Genomic DNA, 17,951 nt, shown 5'->3' with positions numbered 1-17,951 from the left:
GAGCCCATCATGCAGATCTTCTCCTGTCCCTTCTGCGGCCCGCGCCCGGAGACCGAGTTCCATTTCGGCGGCGAGGCCGGCAACGACCGCCCCCACGGCGGCGCCTCGGTCCCGGCTCAGGACTGGGCGGCCTATCTCCATCTGCGCCACAACCCCAAGGGCGCGGCGCGAGAGATCTGGATGCATACGACCTGCCTCGAGGTCTTCGTGATGGAGCGCGACACGCTGAGCATGCGCGCCGAGCCGGGCCAAGCCCTCGGGGGTCACGCATGAGCGCCTACCGCCTGCCCCAAGGGGGCGAGATCGACCGCACGCAGCCGCTGAGTTTCACCTATGACGGCCGGACGGTGCAGGGCTTTGCCGGTGACAGCTACGCCTCGGCGCTGCTCGCGTCGGGCGAGACGGTGCTGGGCCGCAGCTTCAAATACCGCCGTCCGCGCGGGATCTTCGGCGCAGGCGTCGAGGAGCCGAACATCCATGCCGACATCCGGCTGAACGGCGCGCTGCATCTGAACCAGCGGGTCACGACTGAGGCGGCGCAGAACGGCGCGCAGCTGCGCGCCTGCGGGGCTGCGCCGGGGGCGCGCTCGGACCGGACGCGCTTTGTCGATCTGTTTGCGCGCTTCATCCCCTCCGGGTTTTACTACAAAACCTTCATGCGGCCGAACTGGCACCTGTTCGAGCCCTCGATCCGCGCGATGGCGGGGCTGGGCCGGGTCGATGCTACGCAGCCCGAGGGGATGCAGGGCGAACAGCGCAACCATCATTGCGACGCGGTGGTGGTCGGCGCGGGGCCGGTCGGCATCGCCGCCGCGCTGATGCTGGCCGAAGGGGGCCTATCGGTGGTCCTGTGCGATGACGGCACTCGGCCGGGCGGGAGCCTGTTGTCGCGCGTGGCGGTGATCGACGGTATGGACGGCGCGGCATGGCTGGCGCAGGCCTTGGCGCGGCTCAACGCGGCGGGCGTCACGCTGCTGACCCGGACCACGGCCTTCGGCGTCTATGACCACGGCCTCATCGCCCTCAATCAACGGCGCGAGGGGCAGGCCGATCTGTTCTGGCGCATCCGTCCGCAGCAGATCGTGCTGGCGGCGGGGGCCATCGAGCGCCCCCTGCCCTTCGACCGCAACGACCTGCCCGGGATCCTGTCCGCGCAGGCGGGCCTGACCTATCTGCGCCGCTATGCTGTCGTCGCGGGCAAGCGCGTGGTGATCGCCGCCAACAACGACACCGGCGAGGAAGTCCTGCGCGCGCTGCGCGACGCGGGGGCCGAGGCGACGCTGATCGACACCCGCAAGGGCACGACGATCCTGTCGGCGCAGGGGCGCCAACAGGTGACGGGCGTGACGCTATCGACGGGCGAGGCGATCGCCTGCGACGCGGTGCTGGTCTCGGGCGGGTTCACGCCGACGATCCACCTGCACGCGCAATCGGGCGGCAAGCTGGATTGGGACGCCGCGAAACTGGCCTTCGTACCCCGTCCGGGCAGCAGCAAGGTCATCACCCTCGGCGGCGTGGCCGGGCATTTCACGCTGGCGGAAGCCTTCGCCGCCCTCCCCGCCGCTTTGGGCCTGGGGCAAGCGCCGCAGGCCGAGCCGCAAAGCTACCGCGTGGCCGAGGCCTGGCCCAAGCCCGGCATGAAGGGGCGCGTCTGGATCGATTATCAGCACGACGTGACGGTCAAGGACGTGGAGCTGGCGCGGCGCGAGAATTTCATCTCGGTCGAGCATCTGAAACGCTACACGACCCTCGGCATGGCGACGGATCAGGGCAAGACCTCGAACCTGCAGGGCCTCGCGCTGATGGGCGCGCTGACCGGGCGCACGATCCCCGAGGTCGGCACCACCACCTACCGCCCGCCCTTCACCCCCGTCCCGCTGGCCAGCTTCGCCGGACCGCGCGGCGGGGCGCGGATGAACCCGGTCCGCCGTCTGGCGCTGGAGGCGCAGCACCGCGCGGCAGGCGCCAAGATGGGCGAATACGGCGGCTGGCTGAGGCCGATCCATTACGGCACCGACGACAGCGCGATCCTTGCCGAGGCCAAACGCGCCCGCGCCACGGTCGGCGTTTATGACGCCTCGCCCTTGGGCAAGATCGAGGTGATGGGGCGCGACGCCGCCGAATTCCTCGATTTCGTCTATTACAACACGATGTCAACGCTGAAGCCCGGCCGCTGCCGCTATGGCTTCATGCTGACCGAGGGCGGGATCGTGCATGACGACGGGGTGCTGGTACGGCTGGACGAGGGGCGGTTCATCGTCTCCTGTTCCTCGTCGCATGTGGCCTCGGTCCATGCCCTGCTCGAAGAATGGCGGCAGGACCGCTATCCCGACCGGCAGATCTGGATCCATGACGCCACGCCCGAGACGGCGACGGTTACGGTGACCGGCCCCAAGGCGCTTGCGGTGCTGGAACGCGCCGGCATCGACGCGGCCGAACTGCCGCATATGGCGACCGGCTGGACCCAACTCGACGAGCATGAGCTGCGCGTCTCGCGGGTCAGCTTCACCGGCGATCGGTCCTATGAGCTGTCGGTCCGGCAGGATCTGGCGCCCCTTCTGTGGGACCGCGCTGTCGCTGCAGCCGAGGCCGAAGGCGGCGGCGCGATGGGGATCGAGGCCTTGATGATCCTGCGGGCCGAGAAGGGCTTCATCGTCATCGGCAAGGATACCGACGGCATGACCCGGCCGATGGATCTGGGCTCGGACGCGCCTTTGCTGCGCAAGAAGGCCGATTTCCTTGGCCGTCGCTCCTTGACCTTGCCCGAGGCACAACGACCGGATCGCAACCAACTGGTCGGCCTACTTCCGGCCGATGGTCAGGGCATGCTGCCCGTCGGCGCTCATGGGGTCGAGACGCATCAAGGCGCGAAACGCTCGATCGGCTATGTGACCTCGAGCCACCAAGGCGCGGGCGTCGATCATCCCATCGCGCTCGGCCTGATCGAGCGCGGGGCGCAGCGCCATGGCGAGGAGATCATCCTGCATCACCTCGGCACCACAAGGCGCGCCAAGCTTGTCGCGCCCTGCTTCCTCGATCCGAACGGAGACCGCCTCGATGCTTGATCGCGCCCCTTTCTGGCTCGTCCAGCCCCGACAGCTCTCGGGCGACGGGATCACCGTCACGCTTCTGGACCCGGTGCCGCAACTACGCATCAGCGGCGATCTGGCGGCGGCCTGCGCGGCGCTGGACCTGCCCCCGCCCGTGGGGTTGATGGCCCCGGCGGACGGCCCCCGCGCCGCGATCCGGCTGGCCCGCAACCGGATGCTGGCGGTCGGCGTCACCCTGCCCCATGCCGACAGCGGCCTGCGCGATGGCTATGCGCTGACCCCGGCAACGGGCAGTCTGGCGGTTCTGCATCTCGACGGCCCGGGCGCCGGCGAGTTGCTGGCCCGAGGCACCGCCGTCGACCTGACCCAAGCCAGCCCCAGCGCCGCACTTCTGTTCGCCGGGATGAACGCGGTGCTCTATCGCCACGGCACCGGGATGCGGCTGCATCTGGACCGCGGGCTTGTGGATTACGCCTTCGACTGGATCGAAGCGAGCGGAGCGTTGAGGGCCTAGCCCTCGCGCTTCTTGCGCCCGCGACCAGGTTTCGACGCCGCCAGCGTCTTCAGCGCCTGCTCCATGAAAGGGGCGCAGGCGACAGGGTCGGCCTCGACCCCTGAGAAGATCTTCAGATAGCTCGGCGCGTGCGAGACACGGGTCTCGGGGCTCTCGGTGTCATCTAGCGTGAAATGCCCGATCTGGGTGAAATACAGCACCCGCGCGCGGATCAGGGCTTCCTCGGGGCTGTTGCCGTAGCGCTGGAACATCTCGGTCAGCGCCTTGACCCGGGTCAGATCCGCCTGCAGCACCACCTGCCGCACCTTGGCATCGCGCCGGGCCCAGAGCCGCACGGCGATGTCCAGCTCGGGGTCGAACAAGCGCTTGTCGACCCAGCATTCGAACACATTCATCACCGCCGCGTTCACATCCGCCGCCGGGCGCATCGCGCGTTCCAGAATGGGGCCGGTGTTCTTGGTCAGCCATTCCTCCAGCATCGCGGAATGCAGATCCTCGCGCCCGCCGAAATGCCAGTAGAAACTGGAGCGCGCGACGTCGAGCTTGCGGGCCATGATCTGGATCTTCACCCGGTCGATGCCGTCCTTGACCAGCGTCTTCAACGCCAGCGCCAGCCAGTCCTCGCGGGTCAGGGTCGGCTCGCGCGGCTCGCTCGCGGTGGCATTATCAAGGGTCACTGAGCAGGCACTCCGGCTTTGTCATACTCTTTGTGGGATGGCTGCGCCCTCAAGTAAAGGGCGCAGCCGGTCAGAGCATGCCCATCAGCCGCGGCAGCGCCTGCGAGAGATCGGCCCAGAAGCTGGTGACCAGCATCACCGGCAAGGCCACGAAGGCGAGGATCATCAGCGCCGGTCGCACCGCCGCCAGAACCGAGGCATCGCAGACCCGGCAGGCCATGAACAGAATAGGCGCCATCGGCGGCGAATTCGCCCCCAGCACCACCGAGGTCGCGACGATCGCACCGTATTGCACGGGCGAGATGCCCACGGCCTCCATCAGCGGCAGGAACAGCGGCGCGACGACGACGGTGACCGAGACGTCATCCATCAGCGCGCCGGCGGCGATCAGGATCGCGTTGACCATCAGGATCGCCACCAGCGGCGAACCCGCGAAGCCCTGCAGCGCCTCGCCCAGCTCCTGCGGGATGCGCTCGGCCGAGAGGATGCGCGAGATCAGGAACGAGAACATCAGGATCACGATGATGGTCCCGGTCATTTCGGCCGTGCGCAAAAGCGCGTCGCCGAGGCCCTTGGGCGTCAATTCGCGGTAGACGAAGGCGCCGATCAGCCCGGCGGCGACAGCCGCAACAGCCGCGGCCTCGGTCGGCGTGAAGATGCCGCCGTAGATGCCGCCGAGGATGATGACCGGCAGGCTCAGGGCGGGCAGCGCGACCAGAACGCGGCGGCCGGTTTCGCCCTTCGCGACCGGAGGCAGCGTGATCTCGGGGTGGGCGCGGACGTAGAAGGCGTTGAACACCATCAAGCCGCCGATCAGCAGCAGCGCCGGGCCGATGGTTGCCGCGAACAGGGTGGCGACCGACTGGCGGGTGACGACCGCGAACAGGATCATGGTGATCGACGGCGGGATCAGGATGCCCAACAGCGACGACACGCCCAGCAACGCCGCGACATAGCCCTTGGGATAGCCGCGCTCGGCCATCGGGCCGGCCATGATCGTACCCATCGAAGCAACGGCGGCGCTGGCCGTGCCGGCAATCGCGCCGAACAGCGCAGAAGACAGGATGATCGCATGCCCCATCCCCGCGCGCCCCCGCGCGACGAGGCCGGTGAAATCGACGATCCGCCGGGCGATGCCGCCCTTCTCCATCAGGTAGCCGGTCAGGATGAACAGCGGCAAAGCCAGCAAGATCACCGAGTTCAGCGAGCGGAAGCCCTGCAGCATCAGCGTGTTCAGCCCGACGTCATAGATCCAGACCAGAAAGGCGGTGACGGCGGCGAAGGACCAGGCGACGGGGACGCCGATGGCCATCAGGACCACCAGCAGGGGAATGGCGAACAGGCCGGTCATGCGGTCCCCCTCAGGGCGTTGATCGTGTCGCGCAATGCGCAGAGGAAGCACCCGACCGAGCCGATCAGGAACGCCGCCTGCGGGATCCACAGCGGGATGCCATAGGCCGGCGTGTGCTGCGGGCGGACGAGGCCCCAGGCGAACATGCGGTAGGTCCAGTAGACGAAGAAGCCGGTGGTGATCAGGCTGACGGTGGCGATGGCCAGCCGCTGCGCCCGACGCGCGCCCGGGCTGGTCAGCCGCGTGTCCAGCCAATCGACCCGCAGATGCGAGCCATTGCGCGAGGCGATCACCGCGCCCAGCATGTACATCAGCACGGCCGCCAGCAGGATGATTTCGTAGATGCCGACCACGGCGATCTCGGTGAAGCGGGCGATGACGATGAAGAAGGTCAGCGCCGCCACCGCCAGCGTGGCGAGGATGGCGAGCGCATCAAGCGCGCTCGCCAAGATCTTGCCGACAGAGGTTCGGCCCATGGGCTCAGAACTCGGTCGCGTTGGCGCGGATCACGTCCATGATCTCGGTGCCGACCTGCTCTTCCAGCATCGGCCAGACCGTGTCGCGCACGGCGGTGGCGATGGGGGCCAGCTGCTCGGTCGTGGGGTCGATGTATTCCATCCCCGCCTCGATCGCCTGCTGCACATAGCCTTCGTCGAGGCCCTGAGCATTGGCGAAGCCCTCTTCCATCACCGTGACGGCGGCATCGCGGACGATGGTCTGTTGCGCCTCGTCCAGCCCTTCCCAGGCTTCGAGGTTCATCGACAGGATACCGGTCAGGAATTGCTGGCGGGTGCGGGTGTAGTAATCCAGCGTGTCGCGGAAATACTCGTAATCCCAGTAGATCACGTTGGCCCCGTCGCCATCGACCACACCGGTCTGGATGGCGGTGAAGACCTCACCCCAATCGATGGTCGCGGTCTGATAGCCCATGGCTTGGATCGTCTCGGCCATCGGGAAAACCGGCGGTACACGAATGCGCAGAGCCGAGGCATCCTCGACACTCAGCGCATAGCTGCCGCGGGTCGCGACGCCGTTGAAACCCTCGGGCCATGCGCCGAAGAATTCGAGGCCGATATCGTTGTATATGTCGCCCAGCATGCCGTTGACCCAGCCACCCGGACGATAGGCTTCCAGCGCCTCGTCCCAGCTGGCGACCATGTAGGGCGTGTACAGAACGGCGATGCGCGGGTCATAGCTGGTCATCGGCCAGTTCAGCATCAGCTGCACTTCATTGGCGACGAAAAGGTCGAAAACCTCTTGCTGGCCGCCCAATTCGTTCTGGAAGAAGACGTCGACCTCGATATCCCCGCCCGAGGCTTCCTCGATCAGCGCGGCCCAGCGTTCGATGGCATCGCCGGGCGCCGAGCCCCGCGCGCCGGAATCCGTGGCCAGCCGCAAGGTGACCGATTGCGCCTGTGCCGCGCCGGTCCAGGGCAGCGCCGTTCCCAGCATCAGGCCCGAGGCCAGAAGGCAGGCAGTCAAGGCAGGTCCGTGCATCGTCTTCTCCCGTGTCATGATCCTGTCGCTATCGAGACATAAGTGTACTGACCTGTCAATCGACTCTGATCGGCCCGCTTGGTATTTCCTGCCGTGCGATCCGGATGCAGTCGCCGCCGACATATTCCCAATGGTTATATCTCAGGCGCAGACTTTATTTTTCAGGCATGGCTGGGCCGGATAGCGTCCCCGGGATGGAGTGGAGGCTCCACCCTTGGAGGAGAGATTGATGACCGTCCTGCCCCCCCTGCGCCGCGCGGGTTTCCTTGCGTCTGCCACCGCCGCAGCCGCGCTGTTCGCCGCCCTGCCCGCGCTGGCTGAACCGACCCTGACGATCACGCTGGACACACCCCCCAGCCACATGCGCAACGTCTATGTCGGCCGCTTCGCCGAGGCGCTGACCGAACGCTCCGGCGGCGCGCTGAGTGTCGAGATCTTCGACTCCGGCCAGCTCTATTCCAGCCGTGACGCCGGCCGGGCCGTGGCCCGTGGCGACGCCGGCATGGCCATCGTCTCGACCGCGCCCCTGAGCCGCATCGAACCCGCGCTGACCGTGCTGGAATTCCCGATGTTTTCGGGCGTGCCGGCCGAGCGCATGGGCGAGATCGTCGACGGCCCGCTGGGCCAGCGACTGGGCCAGATGCTGGGCGAGAAGATGAATGTCGTCGCGCTGGACGGCTGGTACATGCTGGGGGCGATCAACACCTATTCGACCACCACCCCCCTGAATTCGCTGGAGGATCTGCGCGGCCTTCAGGTCCGCCACCCCGGTGGCGTCGGTGCCGTGGCCTATCTGGAGGAGCTGGGCGCAGCCCCGGTCTCGATGCCCTTCACCGACGTGCCGCTGGCGCTGCAGCAGGGCACCGTCGATGCCATCGTGTCGTCGAACGCGTCGATCGTCTCGGCCTCGCTGCACGAATCCGGGCTGGGCTACGCCTATCTCAACAACATGCTCACGGGCTTCTACATGCCCATCGTCAGCCACGCCTATTGGGACCAGCTGAGCGACGAGCAACAGACCCTGTTCCGCGAGACCTGGGCCGAATTCGCCCCCGGCCAGCGCGAAGACGCCGCGCGCCAACAGGACGAGGCCCGCGCCACGCTGGAAGCCGCCGGCATGGTCTTCGTCGAGCAACCGGCCGAGGAAGCCGCCGCCCTGCGTGAACGCCTCGCCGGGGCGCAGGAGCAGATGATCTCGGACCTCGGCATCGATGACGAGGTCATGAGCCTCGCGCGGGACGCCGTGCAATGAAACGCGCGCTCGGCTTCCTCGACGGGCTGGTCGGCCTGATCGTGGCCCTGCTCTTCGGGGCGGCGCTGGTCCTGTCGCTGGCCGGGGTGGCCGGGCGCTATCTGTCCTCGGCGCTGGCGCCGGATTGGGGCGGCGAGGTGGTGATCTACCTCGTCATCTGGGCGGTGCTTCTGGGCGCCGCCCGGGTGCTGCGCCGCTCGGCCCATATCCGCGTCGACTTCCTGTTCGACCGTCTGCCGCCCGCGGGCCAGAAGGCGGCGGAATTCCTCGCGCTGGTGCTCGCCTTCGCGCTTGGCGCCTTCCTTGTGTGGTCCGGCTGGCAGGTGGTGACCGAGGCGATGATGTGGGACGAGCGTTCCATCAGCACGCTGCGCATGCCGCTGTGGATCTACTACGCCGCCCTCCCCGCCAGCTTTGCCCTGCAGCTGATCTTCCTGCTGGAGCGCGCGACGGACCTTCTGCGCGGCGCGGCCCACTCGGCCCCCGCCCACGACCTTTCGGATTGATGCCATGACCCCCGTGCTTCTGCTCTGCGGCCTGTTGGCCGTTGTGATCCTGCTGGCGCTCGGCGTGCCGATCTATCTGGTGCTGACCGGCATCGCCACGGCCGCGCTGATGCTGGACGGCAAATCCGTCGCCGGGATCGCGCAGCATGTCGTCGATCACCTGAACTCGCCCGCGCTGGTGTCGGTGCCGTTCTTCCTGCTGGCGGCCGTGCTGATGCGCGGCGGCGGCGTCGCCAAGGCGCTGTTCGACGCGGCGATCACCTGGATCGGCTGGCTGCCCGGCGGGCTGGCGCTGGCCGGTGTCGCGGCGACCGCGCTGTTTGCCGCGATCAACGGCTCGTCGGTGGCGACGGCGCTGGCGATGGGCTCGCTTCTGGTGCCGATGATGATCGAGAAGGGCTACAAACCCGGCTTCGCCATGGGCCTGACCGCCGCCGCCGCCACGCTGGGCATCCTGATCCCGCCCAGCCTGCCGCTGATCCTGATCGGACTCATCGCCGAGGCCTCGATCCCCCGGCTGTTCCTTGCCGGCGTGATCCCCGGCCTGCTGCAGGCGACGCTGTTCGCGGGCTATGTGCTGCTGGTCGCGCGCAAGGTCGGCGGGGCGCCGATGGCACTGGCCACTCGCGCCGAATTCGCCCGTGCCAACCTCAATGCCCTGCCCGCGCTGCTGATCCCCATCGTGATCCTCGGCGGGCTCTATGGCGGGTTCGTCACCTTGACCGAGGCCGCCGTGCTGGGCGCCGTGGTGTCGCTGCTGGTCGTGGTGATCTTCTTCGGCAGCCGCCGCCCGCGCGAGATCGGCGGGTTCTTCGTCGAGGCCATCGACCGCACCGCCGTCGTCGTGGTCATCGTCATCGGCGCCTCGCTGTTGTCGGCGTGGATCATCCGCTCAGGCCTGCCGCAGGATCTGGCGCGTTGGGTGATCGTCAGCGGGTTGAAGCCTTGGCAATTCCTGCTGGTGCTGAACGTGATCCTGCTGGTGATGGGCATGTTCCTGGAAGGCGTGGCGATCATCCTGATCGTGGTGCCCGTGGTCGCGCCGGTGATGCACCAGATCGGCATCGCGCCCGAGCATTTCGCCGTGGTCATGGTCATCAACATCGAACTGGCCCTGCTGTCGCCGCCGATCGGGCTGAACCTGTTCGTCATGTCCAACGTCACGGGCCGTCCGGTGGCCGAGGTCCTGCGCGGCACCCTGCCCTTCTTCGGCCTGATGCTGGGGCTGCTGTTGCTGGTCACCTTCGTGCCGCAGCTGTCGACTTGGCTGCCCTCGGTGATGATGCCCCGTCCGTGATGGCGCCCTTGACGTTCCCTGCCTGCCCCTGACCCCGGAAGACCCATGCTTGACGACCGCTCCCTTCACGACCCTGCCGGCACCCGTGCCGTCGTGGCCGCGTACTTCGCCCCGAAGGCCATGCTCGCGCGGATCATTCGGTTCGAGGTCGCGCTGGCGCAGGTGCAGGCCGAGCTGGGCCTGATCCCCGCCGACGCTGCCGAGGCCATCACCCGCGCCGGCGCCGGCTGGGACCCCGACCCCGAGGCCGTTGCCACCGAGCGCGCCAAGGTCGGCCATCCGATGGTCGCGATCCTTGAGGCCTTCGGCAACCGGATCGACCCCGAGGGGCGCGAGTGGCTGCATTTCGGCACCACCACGGCGGATGTCTTCCGCACCGTGACCACCCAGCAGCTGCACGAGGTCGCCGCGCAGTTCGACGCGGCCCTCAGCGCCATCGGCAACCGGATGGCGGCGCTGGCCCGGACCCATCGCGCGACGCCGATGATCGGCCGGACGCTGGGCCGTCACGCGCTGCCGATCAGCTTTGGCTACAAGGTCTCGGTCTGGCTGTCTGAACTGGAGCGCGACCGCGCGCGGCTGGCTGACTGGCGAAAACGCTATGCCGGGGCCGGGGTCCTCAGCGGCGCGGTCGGCACCCATGCGGCGATGGGCCCGCTGGGGCGTCAGGTCGAAGCGGCGGTGATGGAGCGCCTTGGCCTCGCCGCGCCCGAGCCGGTGGACACCAAGGGCGCGCTGGATATCTTCGCCGAGTTCGGCGCGTTGGTGGCGATCCTCGTGCGCGGGTTGCAGCGCGTCGCGCAGGAGGTCTTCCTGATGCAGGGCGACGATATCGGCGAGCTGTCGATCCGCAACCGCGCCGTCGGGTCCTCGACCATGCCGCACAAGGTCAACCCGACGCTGTGCATCGAGATCATGTCCCGCGCGCCCGAGGTCTCGGCCAGCCTGTCGGTGCTGCTGGGTTGGGTGGTAACGATGCACGAGCGGGATTCGGCGCTGCATTTCGGCGCGCTGGAGCAGATGTGCACCGATGCCGCGCAACTTCTGTCCTGCGCCGACGGTCTCCTCGACCGGCTGGTCGTCCACCCCGAGGCGATGCGCGCCAATATCGACCGGACGCAAGGCGCGATCTACACCGAGGCCGTGACCGTCGCGCTGGCTGACCGGCTGGGTCGCCGCAGCGCGCATGAGCTGATGCGCGAGATCGTCGCCCGCATGAGGAAAGACGGGCTGACGCTGGCTCAAGCCCTCGCCGCCGATCCGCGCTGCGAAGGTGTCACCCTGCCCGACGCCGACAGCGCCATGGGCGAGGCCCCGGCGCTGGTCGATGCCTGCCTTGAGCGGCTGGGTTATCGCGACTGACGCTTGCGCGCGGGGCCCAGAACCCGCGCGAGGAAGCGGTCCATCGCCGCGCCCTTGCTTTGCGCCGGGTGCAAAAGGCCCAGCGGCGGCAGCGCGCTGGACAGCGGAAAATCGATACGCACCAAGGTCTTGTTCGCCAGCTCGGCCCGGTAGATGCTGATCGGCGCGGCCGAGATCAGCCCCAGCTCCTGAATTGCGGCGCGGTTCAACGTGCGCGAGCGTGACGGCAGCTGCACCATATGCGGCAGGGGCCGTCCGGCGAACAGCTCGACCATCAGCCCCTCGGCCGGAACGCCGGCGGGGGGCATCAGCCAGTTGCAAGCGTAAAGGTCCTCAAGCGTCACATCCCGGCGTCCGGCCAAGGGATGCGTGGCCGCCGCGACCAGCGCATGTTCGTCGCCTTCGACCTCGGTGAAGATCCAGCCCTCGGGGATCATCTCGGGCGGGCGGCAGACGAAGATGTCGTATTCGTCCCGCGCTGCATGGTTCAGAATCTGGCGCCCGTCCGCTTCGTCCACGCGCAGCACGATGTCGGGATGGGCGCGGCAAAAGGCCGGGGCGTGGGTGGCCAACAGGCCCGAGATCCCCGCCGCGACCGAGGCCACGCGCAGGATCGTCGAGCCGCTATCGCGCTGCACGGCGACGCCCTGCGCGAACAGGTCCGTGGCTTCAAGAATGCGTTCGATCAGCGGCACCAGCTCGTGGCCCGCGCGTGTCAGGCGGATACCGCGCGCGTGGCGATCGAACAGCGACAGGCCGATGTCTTCCTCGATCTCGGCCACCGCCTTGGTCACGGCGGGCTGGCTGACCGACAAGGCCCGCGCCGCCGCCTGCATCGAGCCTGAGCGCGCGACGCTGGCCACCATCTGCAAATGGCGCAACCGGCCTTTCAGCAGCAGGCGCTGGAACAATTGGGCATGGGGAACAGGGGCGCTCATGCCCCTGTCCTATCCCGGCGCGCGGCGAAAGTCAGTGCCCCGCCGCGACCTGCGCGCCGATCTCCTCGGCGAAATGGCAGGCCACCTCATGCGTGCCGACCAAGCGCAGCTCGGGCCGGGTTTCGGCGCAGGCGGCACGGGCATGCGGGCAGCGCGTGCGGAACGGACAGCCCGAGGGCGGGTTCACCGGGCTGGGCACATCGCCCTCAAGGATCGGCGCGTCCTCCGTCCGGGCGGCCTCGTCCGGGATCGCGTTGACCAGCGCCTGCGTATAGGGATGCAGACGCCCGGCCCAGACATCCTCGGCCCGGCCGAGTTCGACGATCCGGCCCAGATACATCACCGCGATCCGGTCCGAGATATAGCGCACCACGGCCAGATCATGCGAGATGAACAGATAGCTGAGGCCCAGCTCCTTCTGCAGGTCCAAAAGCAGGTTCAGCACCTGCGCCTGCACCGACACATCCAGCGCCGAGACAGCCTCGTCGCAGACCAGCAGGTTCGGATTGAGCACCAAGGCGCGCGCGATCGAGACCCGCTGACGCTGCCCGCCGGACAGCTCATGCGGCATGCGCTCCAGATGATAGGCGGACAGGCCCACCTTCTTGGCGATCTCCAGCACCGCTTCCTTGCGGCTGGCGCGGCTGCCGATGCCCGCGACCTGCAGGGGCTCGGTGATGATCCGCTCGACCGTCAGCCGGGGGTTCAGCGCGCCCGAGGGGTCTTGGAAGATCATCTGCACATTGCGCGCGCGTTCCAGCCGCATGGCGCGGCCCTTGCCGGGGCGGACGCCCTCGATCTCCAGCTGTCCGCCGGTCGGTTGCTGGATGCCGACGATGCAGCGCGCCAATGTGGACTTGCCGCAGCCGGATTCGCCGACCAGCCCCAAGGTCTCGCCCTTGTCGATGGTCAACGAGATGCCATCCACGGCCCGCAGCGCGCCGCGCGGCGTGTCATGGTGCAATTCCAGCGCGTCGGTGGTCAGAACGGCGCTCATGCGGGGCTCCCTTCGGCAAGCGGGAAGTGGCAGCGCACGGCGTGGCCGGTGGGCGCACGCTCCAGCGCCGGACGACGGGCCTCGCACTCGGGCCGCGCCTGTTTGCAGCGATCGCGGAACACGCAGCCGGCAGGCCGGTCGGCGGGCGCCGGCACCGAGCCAGTGATCTCAGCCAGACGGGCGGCACCCTCGGCGAAGCTGCCGCTGGGGCGCGCGGCGATCAGACCGGCGGTATAGGGGTGGCGGGGGTTGTCGAGGACCTCGTCCACCAACCCCTCTTCCACGACCGAGCCCGCGTACATCACCACGATCCGGTCCGCGACCTGCCGCACGACACCCAGATCATGGGTGATCAGCAGAAGGCCGAGGTTCTCATCACGCTGCAACTGCTTGAGCAAGCGCAGGATCTGCGCCTGAACCGTCACATCCAATGCCGTCGTCGGCTCATCGGCGATCAGCAGCGAGGGGGAACAGGCCAAGGCGATGGCGATCACCACGCGCTGGCGCATCCCGCCCGACATCTGGTGCGGATACTCATCGAGCCGCGCCTCGGGGTCGGGGATCTTCACCAGCCGCAGCAGTTCCACGGCGCGGGTGCGAGCCTCGGCCCGGCCCATGCCGCGATGGTTGCGCAAGACCTCGGTGATCTGCACGCCCACCGACATCACCGGGTTCAGCGCGGTCAGCGGCTCTTGGAAGATCATCCCCATCTTCTCGCCGCGCAGATGACGCAGCTTGCGCTGGGGGAGCGACTGGATCTCGTCGCCCTCCAGCCGGATCTTGCCGTCGCGCACGCCAAGGTTCCCGGCCAGAAGGCCCATCACCGAAAGCGCGGTCAGCGACTTGCCGCAACCGGATTCACCCACCAGACCCACGGTCTCGCCGCGGCTCACCGACAGGCTCAGCTGCTCGACGATGGGGGCGTTGTTGCCCTGCCCGATGCGCAGGTTCTCGATTTCCAACAGCGCGGTCATGTGCGCTCCTTCAGGCGGGGGTTCAGCACGTCGTTCAGCGCATCCCCGATCAGGTTGAGCGACATCACCGTCACCACCAGCGCGACAGCGGGCACGGCGGTGATGTACCAGCCGCTGCGCAGCTCCTGCCGGCCGATGTTCAGCACGGTGCCCCAGCTCATCACGTTGGGATCGCCGAGCCCGAGGAAGGCGAGGCTGGCCTCGACGACGATGGCATTGGCGACCAGAACCGAGGCGGTGACGATGATCGGCGCCATGCAGTTCGGCAGGATCTGCTGGAAGATGATGCGCAGGTCCGACATGCCGATGATCTTGCACGACTGCACGAAGTCATAGGTCCGCAGCCGCAGCACATCCGCCCGCACCAGACGCGCGATCATCGGCCAGGCGACGATGGCGATGGCGAAGGTGATGGTCCCGATCGAGGCGCCGATGATGCCGACGATGGCGATGGACAGAAGGAAGTTCGGGATCGTCTGGAAGGCGTCGGTGATCCGCATCAGCGTGTCATCGACCCAGCCGCCGAAATAGCCCGCGACGGCGCCGACGATGATGCCGACCACCAGCGCCACGCCCGCGGCCGAAACCCCGACCATCAACGAGATGCGCGAGCCGTAGAAGATCGAGGCGACCAGATCACGGCCGAAGCTGTCGGTCCCCAGCGGGAAGCGCGGATCGGCGCCAGGCCAGGCGCGGGGCGGTCCGGCCATGGTCCAGGGGCCATCGGGGAACAGCCAGCCGGCGGTCAGCGACATGGCCAGAACCAGCGCCAGCAGCAACAGCCCGACAAGGCCCGAGGGGTGACGGAGAAGTCGGCGAAACAGGGTGAGGGTCATTTCAGGTTCACCCGCGGATCAAGGACCATGTACAGCAGGTCGATCAGGAAGTTCACGATCACCACCACCAGCGACGAGACGAAGACCACGCCCAGAAGCAGGTTGGTGTCGCGTTGGAAGACGGCATCGAAGGCGGTGCGTCCCATGCCGGGCAAGCCGAAGATCGTCTCGATCAGCACGGCGCCGCCGAACAGCGAGCTGACCTGCAGGCCGGCCATCGTCACCAGCGGCAAAAGCGCGTTGCGCAGGGCATGGACGTAGAAGATGCGGCCCTCACCCAGACCCTTGCCCCGGGCGGTGCGGACGAAATCCAGCTTCAGCACTTCCAGCATAGAGGCCCGGCCGATCCGGCCATAGATCGCGATGTAGAAGGTGCACAGCGCCGTCACCGGCAGGATCAGGTGATGCGCGATATCAAAGAACCGCGTGAGGCCGGTATAACCCATGCCGATACTCTCGAACCCGGCGATGGGCACGAGGTTCAGCTTCACCGAGAACACCAGCATCATGAGCACGGCGATGATGAAGCTGGGCGTCGCATAGAGCAGCAGCATGAACATCGACAGCAGCAGGTCGACGGGTTTTCCGGCATTGCGCGAGGCGATGACACCGAACACCGTACCAATCACCATCGACAACGAGACCGAGCAAACCACAAGGATCGCGGTCACCGGCAGGCGGTTCAGGATCACGTCCATCGCCGGCGCGGCGTTGATCGGCGAATAGCCGAAATCGAAGGTCACCAGCAGCGCCATGTAGCGCAGCAGCTGCACGATGACCGGTTGGTCCAGCCCGTAGCGTTCACGCAGGGCGGCCATCTGGTCGGCGGTCAGATCGCGCGTGCCGGCCATGGCATCGACCATGTCACCGGGCGCAAGCTTGACCAGAAGGAAACTGCCGACCATCACCAGAACCATGACCAGCGCGGCCTGGAAAAGGCGGCGCAGGACATAGCGCAGGGCGGGTGACAGGGCCTTGCGCGGCCCTGTCGTGGTCTTGCCGTTCCCGGAGTTGGGAAGGGTTTGCGTCATTCGTCGATCCAGACCTGCTTCAGGCTACCCAGCGCGCCGAGGGCGTCGATGGTGTGATCCTTCACCTTAACATTGGCGATGGTGGCCATCGAGATATCGGTGACCTTCAGCGTCGGCAGATCCTCGTACACGAGGCGCTGGAACTGCGCATATTGCTCGGCGCGGGCGGCCTCGTCGGTTTCCACGGCCGCGGCATCGAGCAGGGCATCGACCTCGGGGTTGGCGTAGTGCGAGCCGTTCGAGAAGCCGGCACCCGGGTTGAAGTTCCGGCTGTCGTAGAAGCGATGCACACCGATCGTCGGGTCCACACCCATCGAGGCGGTGTAGAGCGACAGGTCATGCGCGCGGTCGGTGTAGACGGTCTGCACGAAGACCGCGAAGTCCTGCGTGCGCACGGTCACGTTGATGCCCACCTGACGCAGCACCTCGCGGATATAGCTGGCCGCGGTGATCGATTCCGTGCCCCAGGGCGAGGGGTCCAGCATCAGGTCGAAGCGCATGCCGCCGGCGCCACGGGGATAGCCCGCCTCGTCCAGCAGTTCGTTGGCACGGGCCGGGTCGAAGGCATATTCCGGCACGCCCTCGGTGGTGAAATAGGCGCGCTGGTCGAAGTGCAGCGGCGACTTGCCGGGCTGGCCCATGCCGTACCAGACGTTCTGGGTGATCCAGTTGACGTCGATGGCGTGGGCGATGGCTTTGCGCACCAGCGGGTTGGCCAGATACTCGTTGTCGAGGTTGAAATCCATCTGCTGGGCCGAGGGCATGGCCTCGAACCCGTCGGTGGTCATCTCGAATTCCGGCAGTTCGGCCAGACGCAGGATGTCTTGTGCCGGGATCTGGTTGAGGAAGATCGCATCCGCCTGCCCCGATTCCAGCATCGCCACGCGGGTCGAGGGATCGGCAATGTACTGCACGACGATCCGGTCGAGCAGCGGCAGACCCGCGTCCCAATAATCCTCGTTCTTCACCATGACGACGTTCGAGCCGATCTCGTAGGCGGCCAGCTTGAACGGGCCGGTGCCGACGGGGGCGGTGTTGACCGGGTTCTCCATGATATCCGTGCCCTCATAGAGGTGCGCGGGCAGGATCGGGCTCTCGCGGCTGTCGAGGGCGCGCATCAGCGCGGGCGTCGGGCGCGAGAGGTGGAAGATCGCAGTCAGATCGTCCGGCGTTTCGACCGATTCCAGCGCGGCGAAGGTGTTGCGGCCGCGGCCGTGGTGGACCTTCAGCACCTCCATGAAGGTGAAGGCCACGTCATGCGAGGTGAAGGCTTCGCCGTCGTGCCATTTCACGCCGTCGCGCAGCTTGAACTCGATGGTCAGGCCGTCGTCCGACATCGACCATTCGGTCGCGAGCGAGGCTTTGGGGGCCATGCCGAATTCATAGCCCAGCAGGCCGTCGTAGAATTTCGGCGACAGGAAGCTTTCCGGGCCACCGGTCGAGATGGCCGAGTTCAGGTAGGTCGGCGCAGGCCAGGCCGGGGTGCGCAGCACGCCGCCAGCGGTCTGGGCCAGCGCGGGGCGCGAGCCCATCAGCCCGGCCGGGATCAGGCCCGAGGCAGCGAGGGTCGCAAGGAAGGAACGGCGGTTCATCTGGGTCACGGTGCAGTCTCCGGGGAGGAAGGGGAGGGTCAGGGTCGGCACTTGCGGGGTGTCTCTTATAAACATCT

Annotated in this window: 17 protein-coding genes; 7 read left to right on the top strand and 10 right to left on the bottom strand. The window is 67.5% G+C overall.

Features of this window, described 5'->3' with window-relative positions:
• Positions 1-9: 9 nt before the first annotated feature.
• From BCY78_RS17670 to BCY78_RS17660, 3 genes are read left to right on the top strand one after another with little or no spacing between them, the layout of a single operon-like run.
• Positions 10-273 (top strand): sarcosine oxidase subunit delta, encoded by a 264-nt coding sequence (locus tag BCY78_RS17670; protein WP_068304543.1) that lies wholly within the window; start codon positions 10-12, stop codon positions 271-273.
• Positions 270-3,065 (top strand): 2Fe-2S iron-sulfur cluster-binding protein, encoded by a 2,796-nt coding sequence (locus BCY78_RS17665; protein ID WP_068304541.1) that lies wholly within the window; start codon positions 270-272, stop codon positions 3,063-3,065. The genes BCY78_RS17670 and BCY78_RS17665 overlap by 4 nt, the downstream gene beginning before the upstream one ends.
• On the top strand, positions 3,058-3,564 hold the full coding sequence (locus BCY78_RS17660; protein WP_068304539.1) for a hypothetical protein: 507 nt from the start codon (positions 3,058-3,060) through the stop codon (positions 3,562-3,564). The genes BCY78_RS17665 and BCY78_RS17660 overlap by 8 nt, the downstream gene beginning before the upstream one ends.
• Here BCY78_RS17660 and BCY78_RS17655 read toward each other — a convergent pair.
• The 4 genes from BCY78_RS17655 to dctP (BCY78_RS17640) form a co-directional block, all read right to left on the bottom strand.
• On the bottom strand, positions 3,561-4,241 hold the full coding sequence (locus BCY78_RS17655) for a TetR/AcrR family transcriptional regulator (protein WP_068304537.1): 681 nt from the start codon (positions 4,239-4,241) through the stop codon (positions 3,561-3,563). The two genes, BCY78_RS17660 and BCY78_RS17655, sit on opposite strands and share 4 nt — an antisense overlap.
• A gap of 70 nt (positions 4,242-4,311) precedes the next feature.
• On the bottom strand, positions 4,312-5,592 hold the full coding sequence (locus BCY78_RS17650; protein WP_068304535.1) for a TRAP transporter large permease: 1,281 nt from the start codon (positions 5,590-5,592) through the stop codon (positions 4,312-4,314).
• Complete coding sequence (locus tag BCY78_RS17645) at positions 5,589-6,068, bottom strand: TRAP transporter small permease (protein WP_068304533.1); 480 nt, start codon at positions 6,066-6,068, stop codon at positions 5,589-5,591. Before BCY78_RS17645 ends, BCY78_RS17650 begins: the two co-directional genes overlap by 4 nt.
• 4 nt (positions 6,069-6,072) lie before the next feature.
• Entirely contained in the window at positions 6,073-7,089 is a 1,017-nt protein-coding gene (dctP, locus tag BCY78_RS17640; protein WP_068304531.1) for a TRAP transporter substrate-binding protein DctP, read from the bottom strand.
• A 229-nt stretch (positions 7,090-7,318) separates the two neighbouring features.
• Between dctP (BCY78_RS17640) and dctP (BCY78_RS17635) the strand changes: the two genes are divergently transcribed.
• The 4 genes from dctP (BCY78_RS17635) to BCY78_RS17620 are packed head-to-tail and all read left to right on the top strand — an operon-like array spanning position 7,319 to position 11,506.
• On the top strand, positions 7,319-8,341 hold the full coding sequence (gene dctP, locus BCY78_RS17635) for a TRAP transporter substrate-binding protein DctP (RefSeq protein WP_068304528.1): 1,023 nt from the start codon (positions 7,319-7,321) through the stop codon (positions 8,339-8,341).
• Positions 8,338-8,847 carry a TRAP transporter small permease gene (locus BCY78_RS17630; protein ID WP_068304526.1) on the top strand — a complete coding sequence of 170 codons (510 nt, stop codon included), beginning with the start codon at positions 8,338-8,340 and terminating at the stop codon, positions 8,845-8,847. The genes dctP (BCY78_RS17635) and BCY78_RS17630 overlap by 4 nt, the downstream gene beginning before the upstream one ends.
• Before the next feature lie 4 nt (positions 8,848-8,851).
• The gene (locus BCY78_RS17625) at positions 8,852-10,144 is read left to right on the top strand and encodes a TRAP transporter large permease (protein ID WP_068304524.1); all 1,293 of its coding nucleotides are present in this window, start codon (positions 8,852-8,854) and stop codon (positions 10,142-10,144) included.
• A gap of 45 nt (positions 10,145-10,189) precedes the next feature.
• On the top strand, positions 10,190-11,506 hold the full coding sequence (locus tag BCY78_RS17620) for a lyase family protein (protein WP_068304522.1): 1,317 nt from the start codon (positions 10,190-10,192) through the stop codon (positions 11,504-11,506).
• On the opposite strand, the gene BCY78_RS17615 is transcribed toward BCY78_RS17620, so the two are convergent.
• The 6 genes from BCY78_RS17615 to BCY78_RS17590 are packed head-to-tail and all read right to left on the bottom strand — an operon-like array spanning position 11,494 to position 17,874.
• Positions 11,494-12,444, bottom strand: a complete 951-nt coding sequence (locus BCY78_RS17615) for a LysR family transcriptional regulator (protein WP_083195126.1) — start codon at positions 12,442-12,444, stop codon at positions 11,494-11,496. The two genes, BCY78_RS17620 and BCY78_RS17615, sit on opposite strands and share 13 nt — an antisense overlap.
• A gap of 31 nt (positions 12,445-12,475) precedes the next feature.
• Positions 12,476-13,441 (bottom strand): ABC transporter ATP-binding protein, encoded by a 966-nt coding sequence (locus BCY78_RS17610; protein WP_068304520.1) that lies wholly within the window; start codon positions 13,439-13,441, stop codon positions 12,476-12,478.
• The gene (locus BCY78_RS17605; protein ID WP_068304518.1) at positions 13,438-14,415 is read right to left on the bottom strand and encodes an ABC transporter ATP-binding protein; all 978 of its coding nucleotides are present in this window, start codon (positions 14,413-14,415) and stop codon (positions 13,438-13,440) included. The genes BCY78_RS17610 and BCY78_RS17605 overlap by 4 nt, the downstream gene beginning before the upstream one ends.
• The gene (locus tag BCY78_RS17600) at positions 14,412-15,251 is read right to left on the bottom strand and encodes an ABC transporter permease (RefSeq protein ID WP_068304516.1); all 840 of its coding nucleotides are present in this window, start codon (positions 15,249-15,251) and stop codon (positions 14,412-14,414) included. The genes BCY78_RS17605 and BCY78_RS17600 overlap by 4 nt, the downstream gene beginning before the upstream one ends.
• Entirely contained in the window at positions 15,248-16,282 is a 1,035-nt protein-coding gene (locus tag BCY78_RS17595; protein ID WP_083195125.1) for an ABC transporter permease, read from the bottom strand. The genes BCY78_RS17600 and BCY78_RS17595 overlap by 4 nt, the downstream gene beginning before the upstream one ends.
• Positions 16,279-17,874, bottom strand: coding sequence for an ABC transporter substrate-binding protein (locus BCY78_RS17590; RefSeq protein ID WP_068304514.1), 1,596 nt, complete (start codon positions 17,872-17,874; stop codon positions 16,279-16,281). The genes BCY78_RS17595 and BCY78_RS17590 overlap by 4 nt, the downstream gene beginning before the upstream one ends.
• Between the last annotated feature and the right edge of the window lie 77 nt (positions 17,875-17,951).

The organism is Pararhodobacter sp. CCB-MM2 (assembly GCF_001691415.1).
Taxonomy (GTDB): domain Bacteria; phylum Pseudomonadota; class Alphaproteobacteria; order Rhodobacterales; family Rhodobacteraceae; genus Pararhodobacter.
Note: the sequence above shows the minus strand (reverse complement) of the source record. Positions and strands in the feature narration are given on the sequence as shown.

Excerpts from the sequence above, each read along its gene's own strand:
- BCY78_RS17645 (WP_068304533.1), bottom strand. The coding sequence starts at position 6,068 with ATGGGCCGAACCTCTGTCGGCAAGATCTTGGCGAGCGCGCTTGATGCG.
- BCY78_RS17605 (WP_068304518.1), bottom strand. The coding sequence starts at position 14,415 with ATGACCGCGCTGTTGGAAATCGAGAACCTGCGCATCGGGCAGGGCAAC.
- BCY78_RS17650 (WP_068304535.1), bottom strand. The coding sequence starts at position 5,592 with ATGACCGGCCTGTTCGCCATTCCCCTGCTGGTGGTCCTGATGGCCATC.
- BCY78_RS17615 (WP_083195126.1), bottom strand. The coding sequence starts at position 12,444 with ATGAGCGCCCCTGTTCCCCATGCCCAATTGTTCCAGCGCCTGCTGCTG.
- BCY78_RS17625 (WP_068304524.1), top strand. The coding sequence starts at position 8,852 with ATGACCCCCGTGCTTCTGCTCTGCGGCCTGTTGGCCGTTGTGATCCTG.
- BCY78_RS17590 (WP_068304514.1), bottom strand. The coding sequence starts at position 17,874 with ATGAACCGCCGTTCCTTCCTTGCGACCCTCGCTGCCTCGGGCCTGATC.
- dctP (WP_068304531.1), bottom strand. The coding sequence starts at position 7,089 with ATGCACGGACCTGCCTTGACTGCCTGCCTTCTGGCCTCGGGCCTGATG.
- BCY78_RS17665 (WP_068304541.1), top strand. The coding sequence starts at position 270 with ATGAGCGCCTACCGCCTGCCCCAAGGGGGCGAGATCGACCGCACGCAG.
- BCY78_RS17610 (WP_068304520.1), bottom strand. The coding sequence starts at position 13,441 with ATGAGCGCCGTTCTGACCACCGACGCGCTGGAATTGCACCATGACACG.
- BCY78_RS17600 (WP_068304516.1), bottom strand. The coding sequence starts at position 15,251 with ATGACCCTCACCCTGTTTCGCCGACTTCTCCGTCACCCCTCGGGCCTT.
- BCY78_RS17595 (WP_083195125.1), bottom strand. The coding sequence starts at position 16,282 with ATGACGCAAACCCTTCCCAACTCCGGGAACGGCAAGACCACGACAGGG.
- BCY78_RS17670 (WP_068304543.1), top strand. The coding sequence starts at position 10 with ATGCAGATCTTCTCCTGTCCCTTCTGCGGCCCGCGCCCGGAGACCGAG.
- BCY78_RS17620 (WP_068304522.1), top strand. The coding sequence starts at position 10,190 with ATGCTTGACGACCGCTCCCTTCACGACCCTGCCGGCACCCGTGCCGTC.
- dctP (WP_068304528.1), top strand. The coding sequence starts at position 7,319 with ATGACCGTCCTGCCCCCCCTGCGCCGCGCGGGTTTCCTTGCGTCTGCC.
- BCY78_RS17630 (WP_068304526.1), top strand. The coding sequence starts at position 8,338 with ATGAAACGCGCGCTCGGCTTCCTCGACGGGCTGGTCGGCCTGATCGTG.
- BCY78_RS17660 (WP_068304539.1), top strand. The coding sequence starts at position 3,058 with ATGCTTGATCGCGCCCCTTTCTGGCTCGTCCAGCCCCGACAGCTCTCG.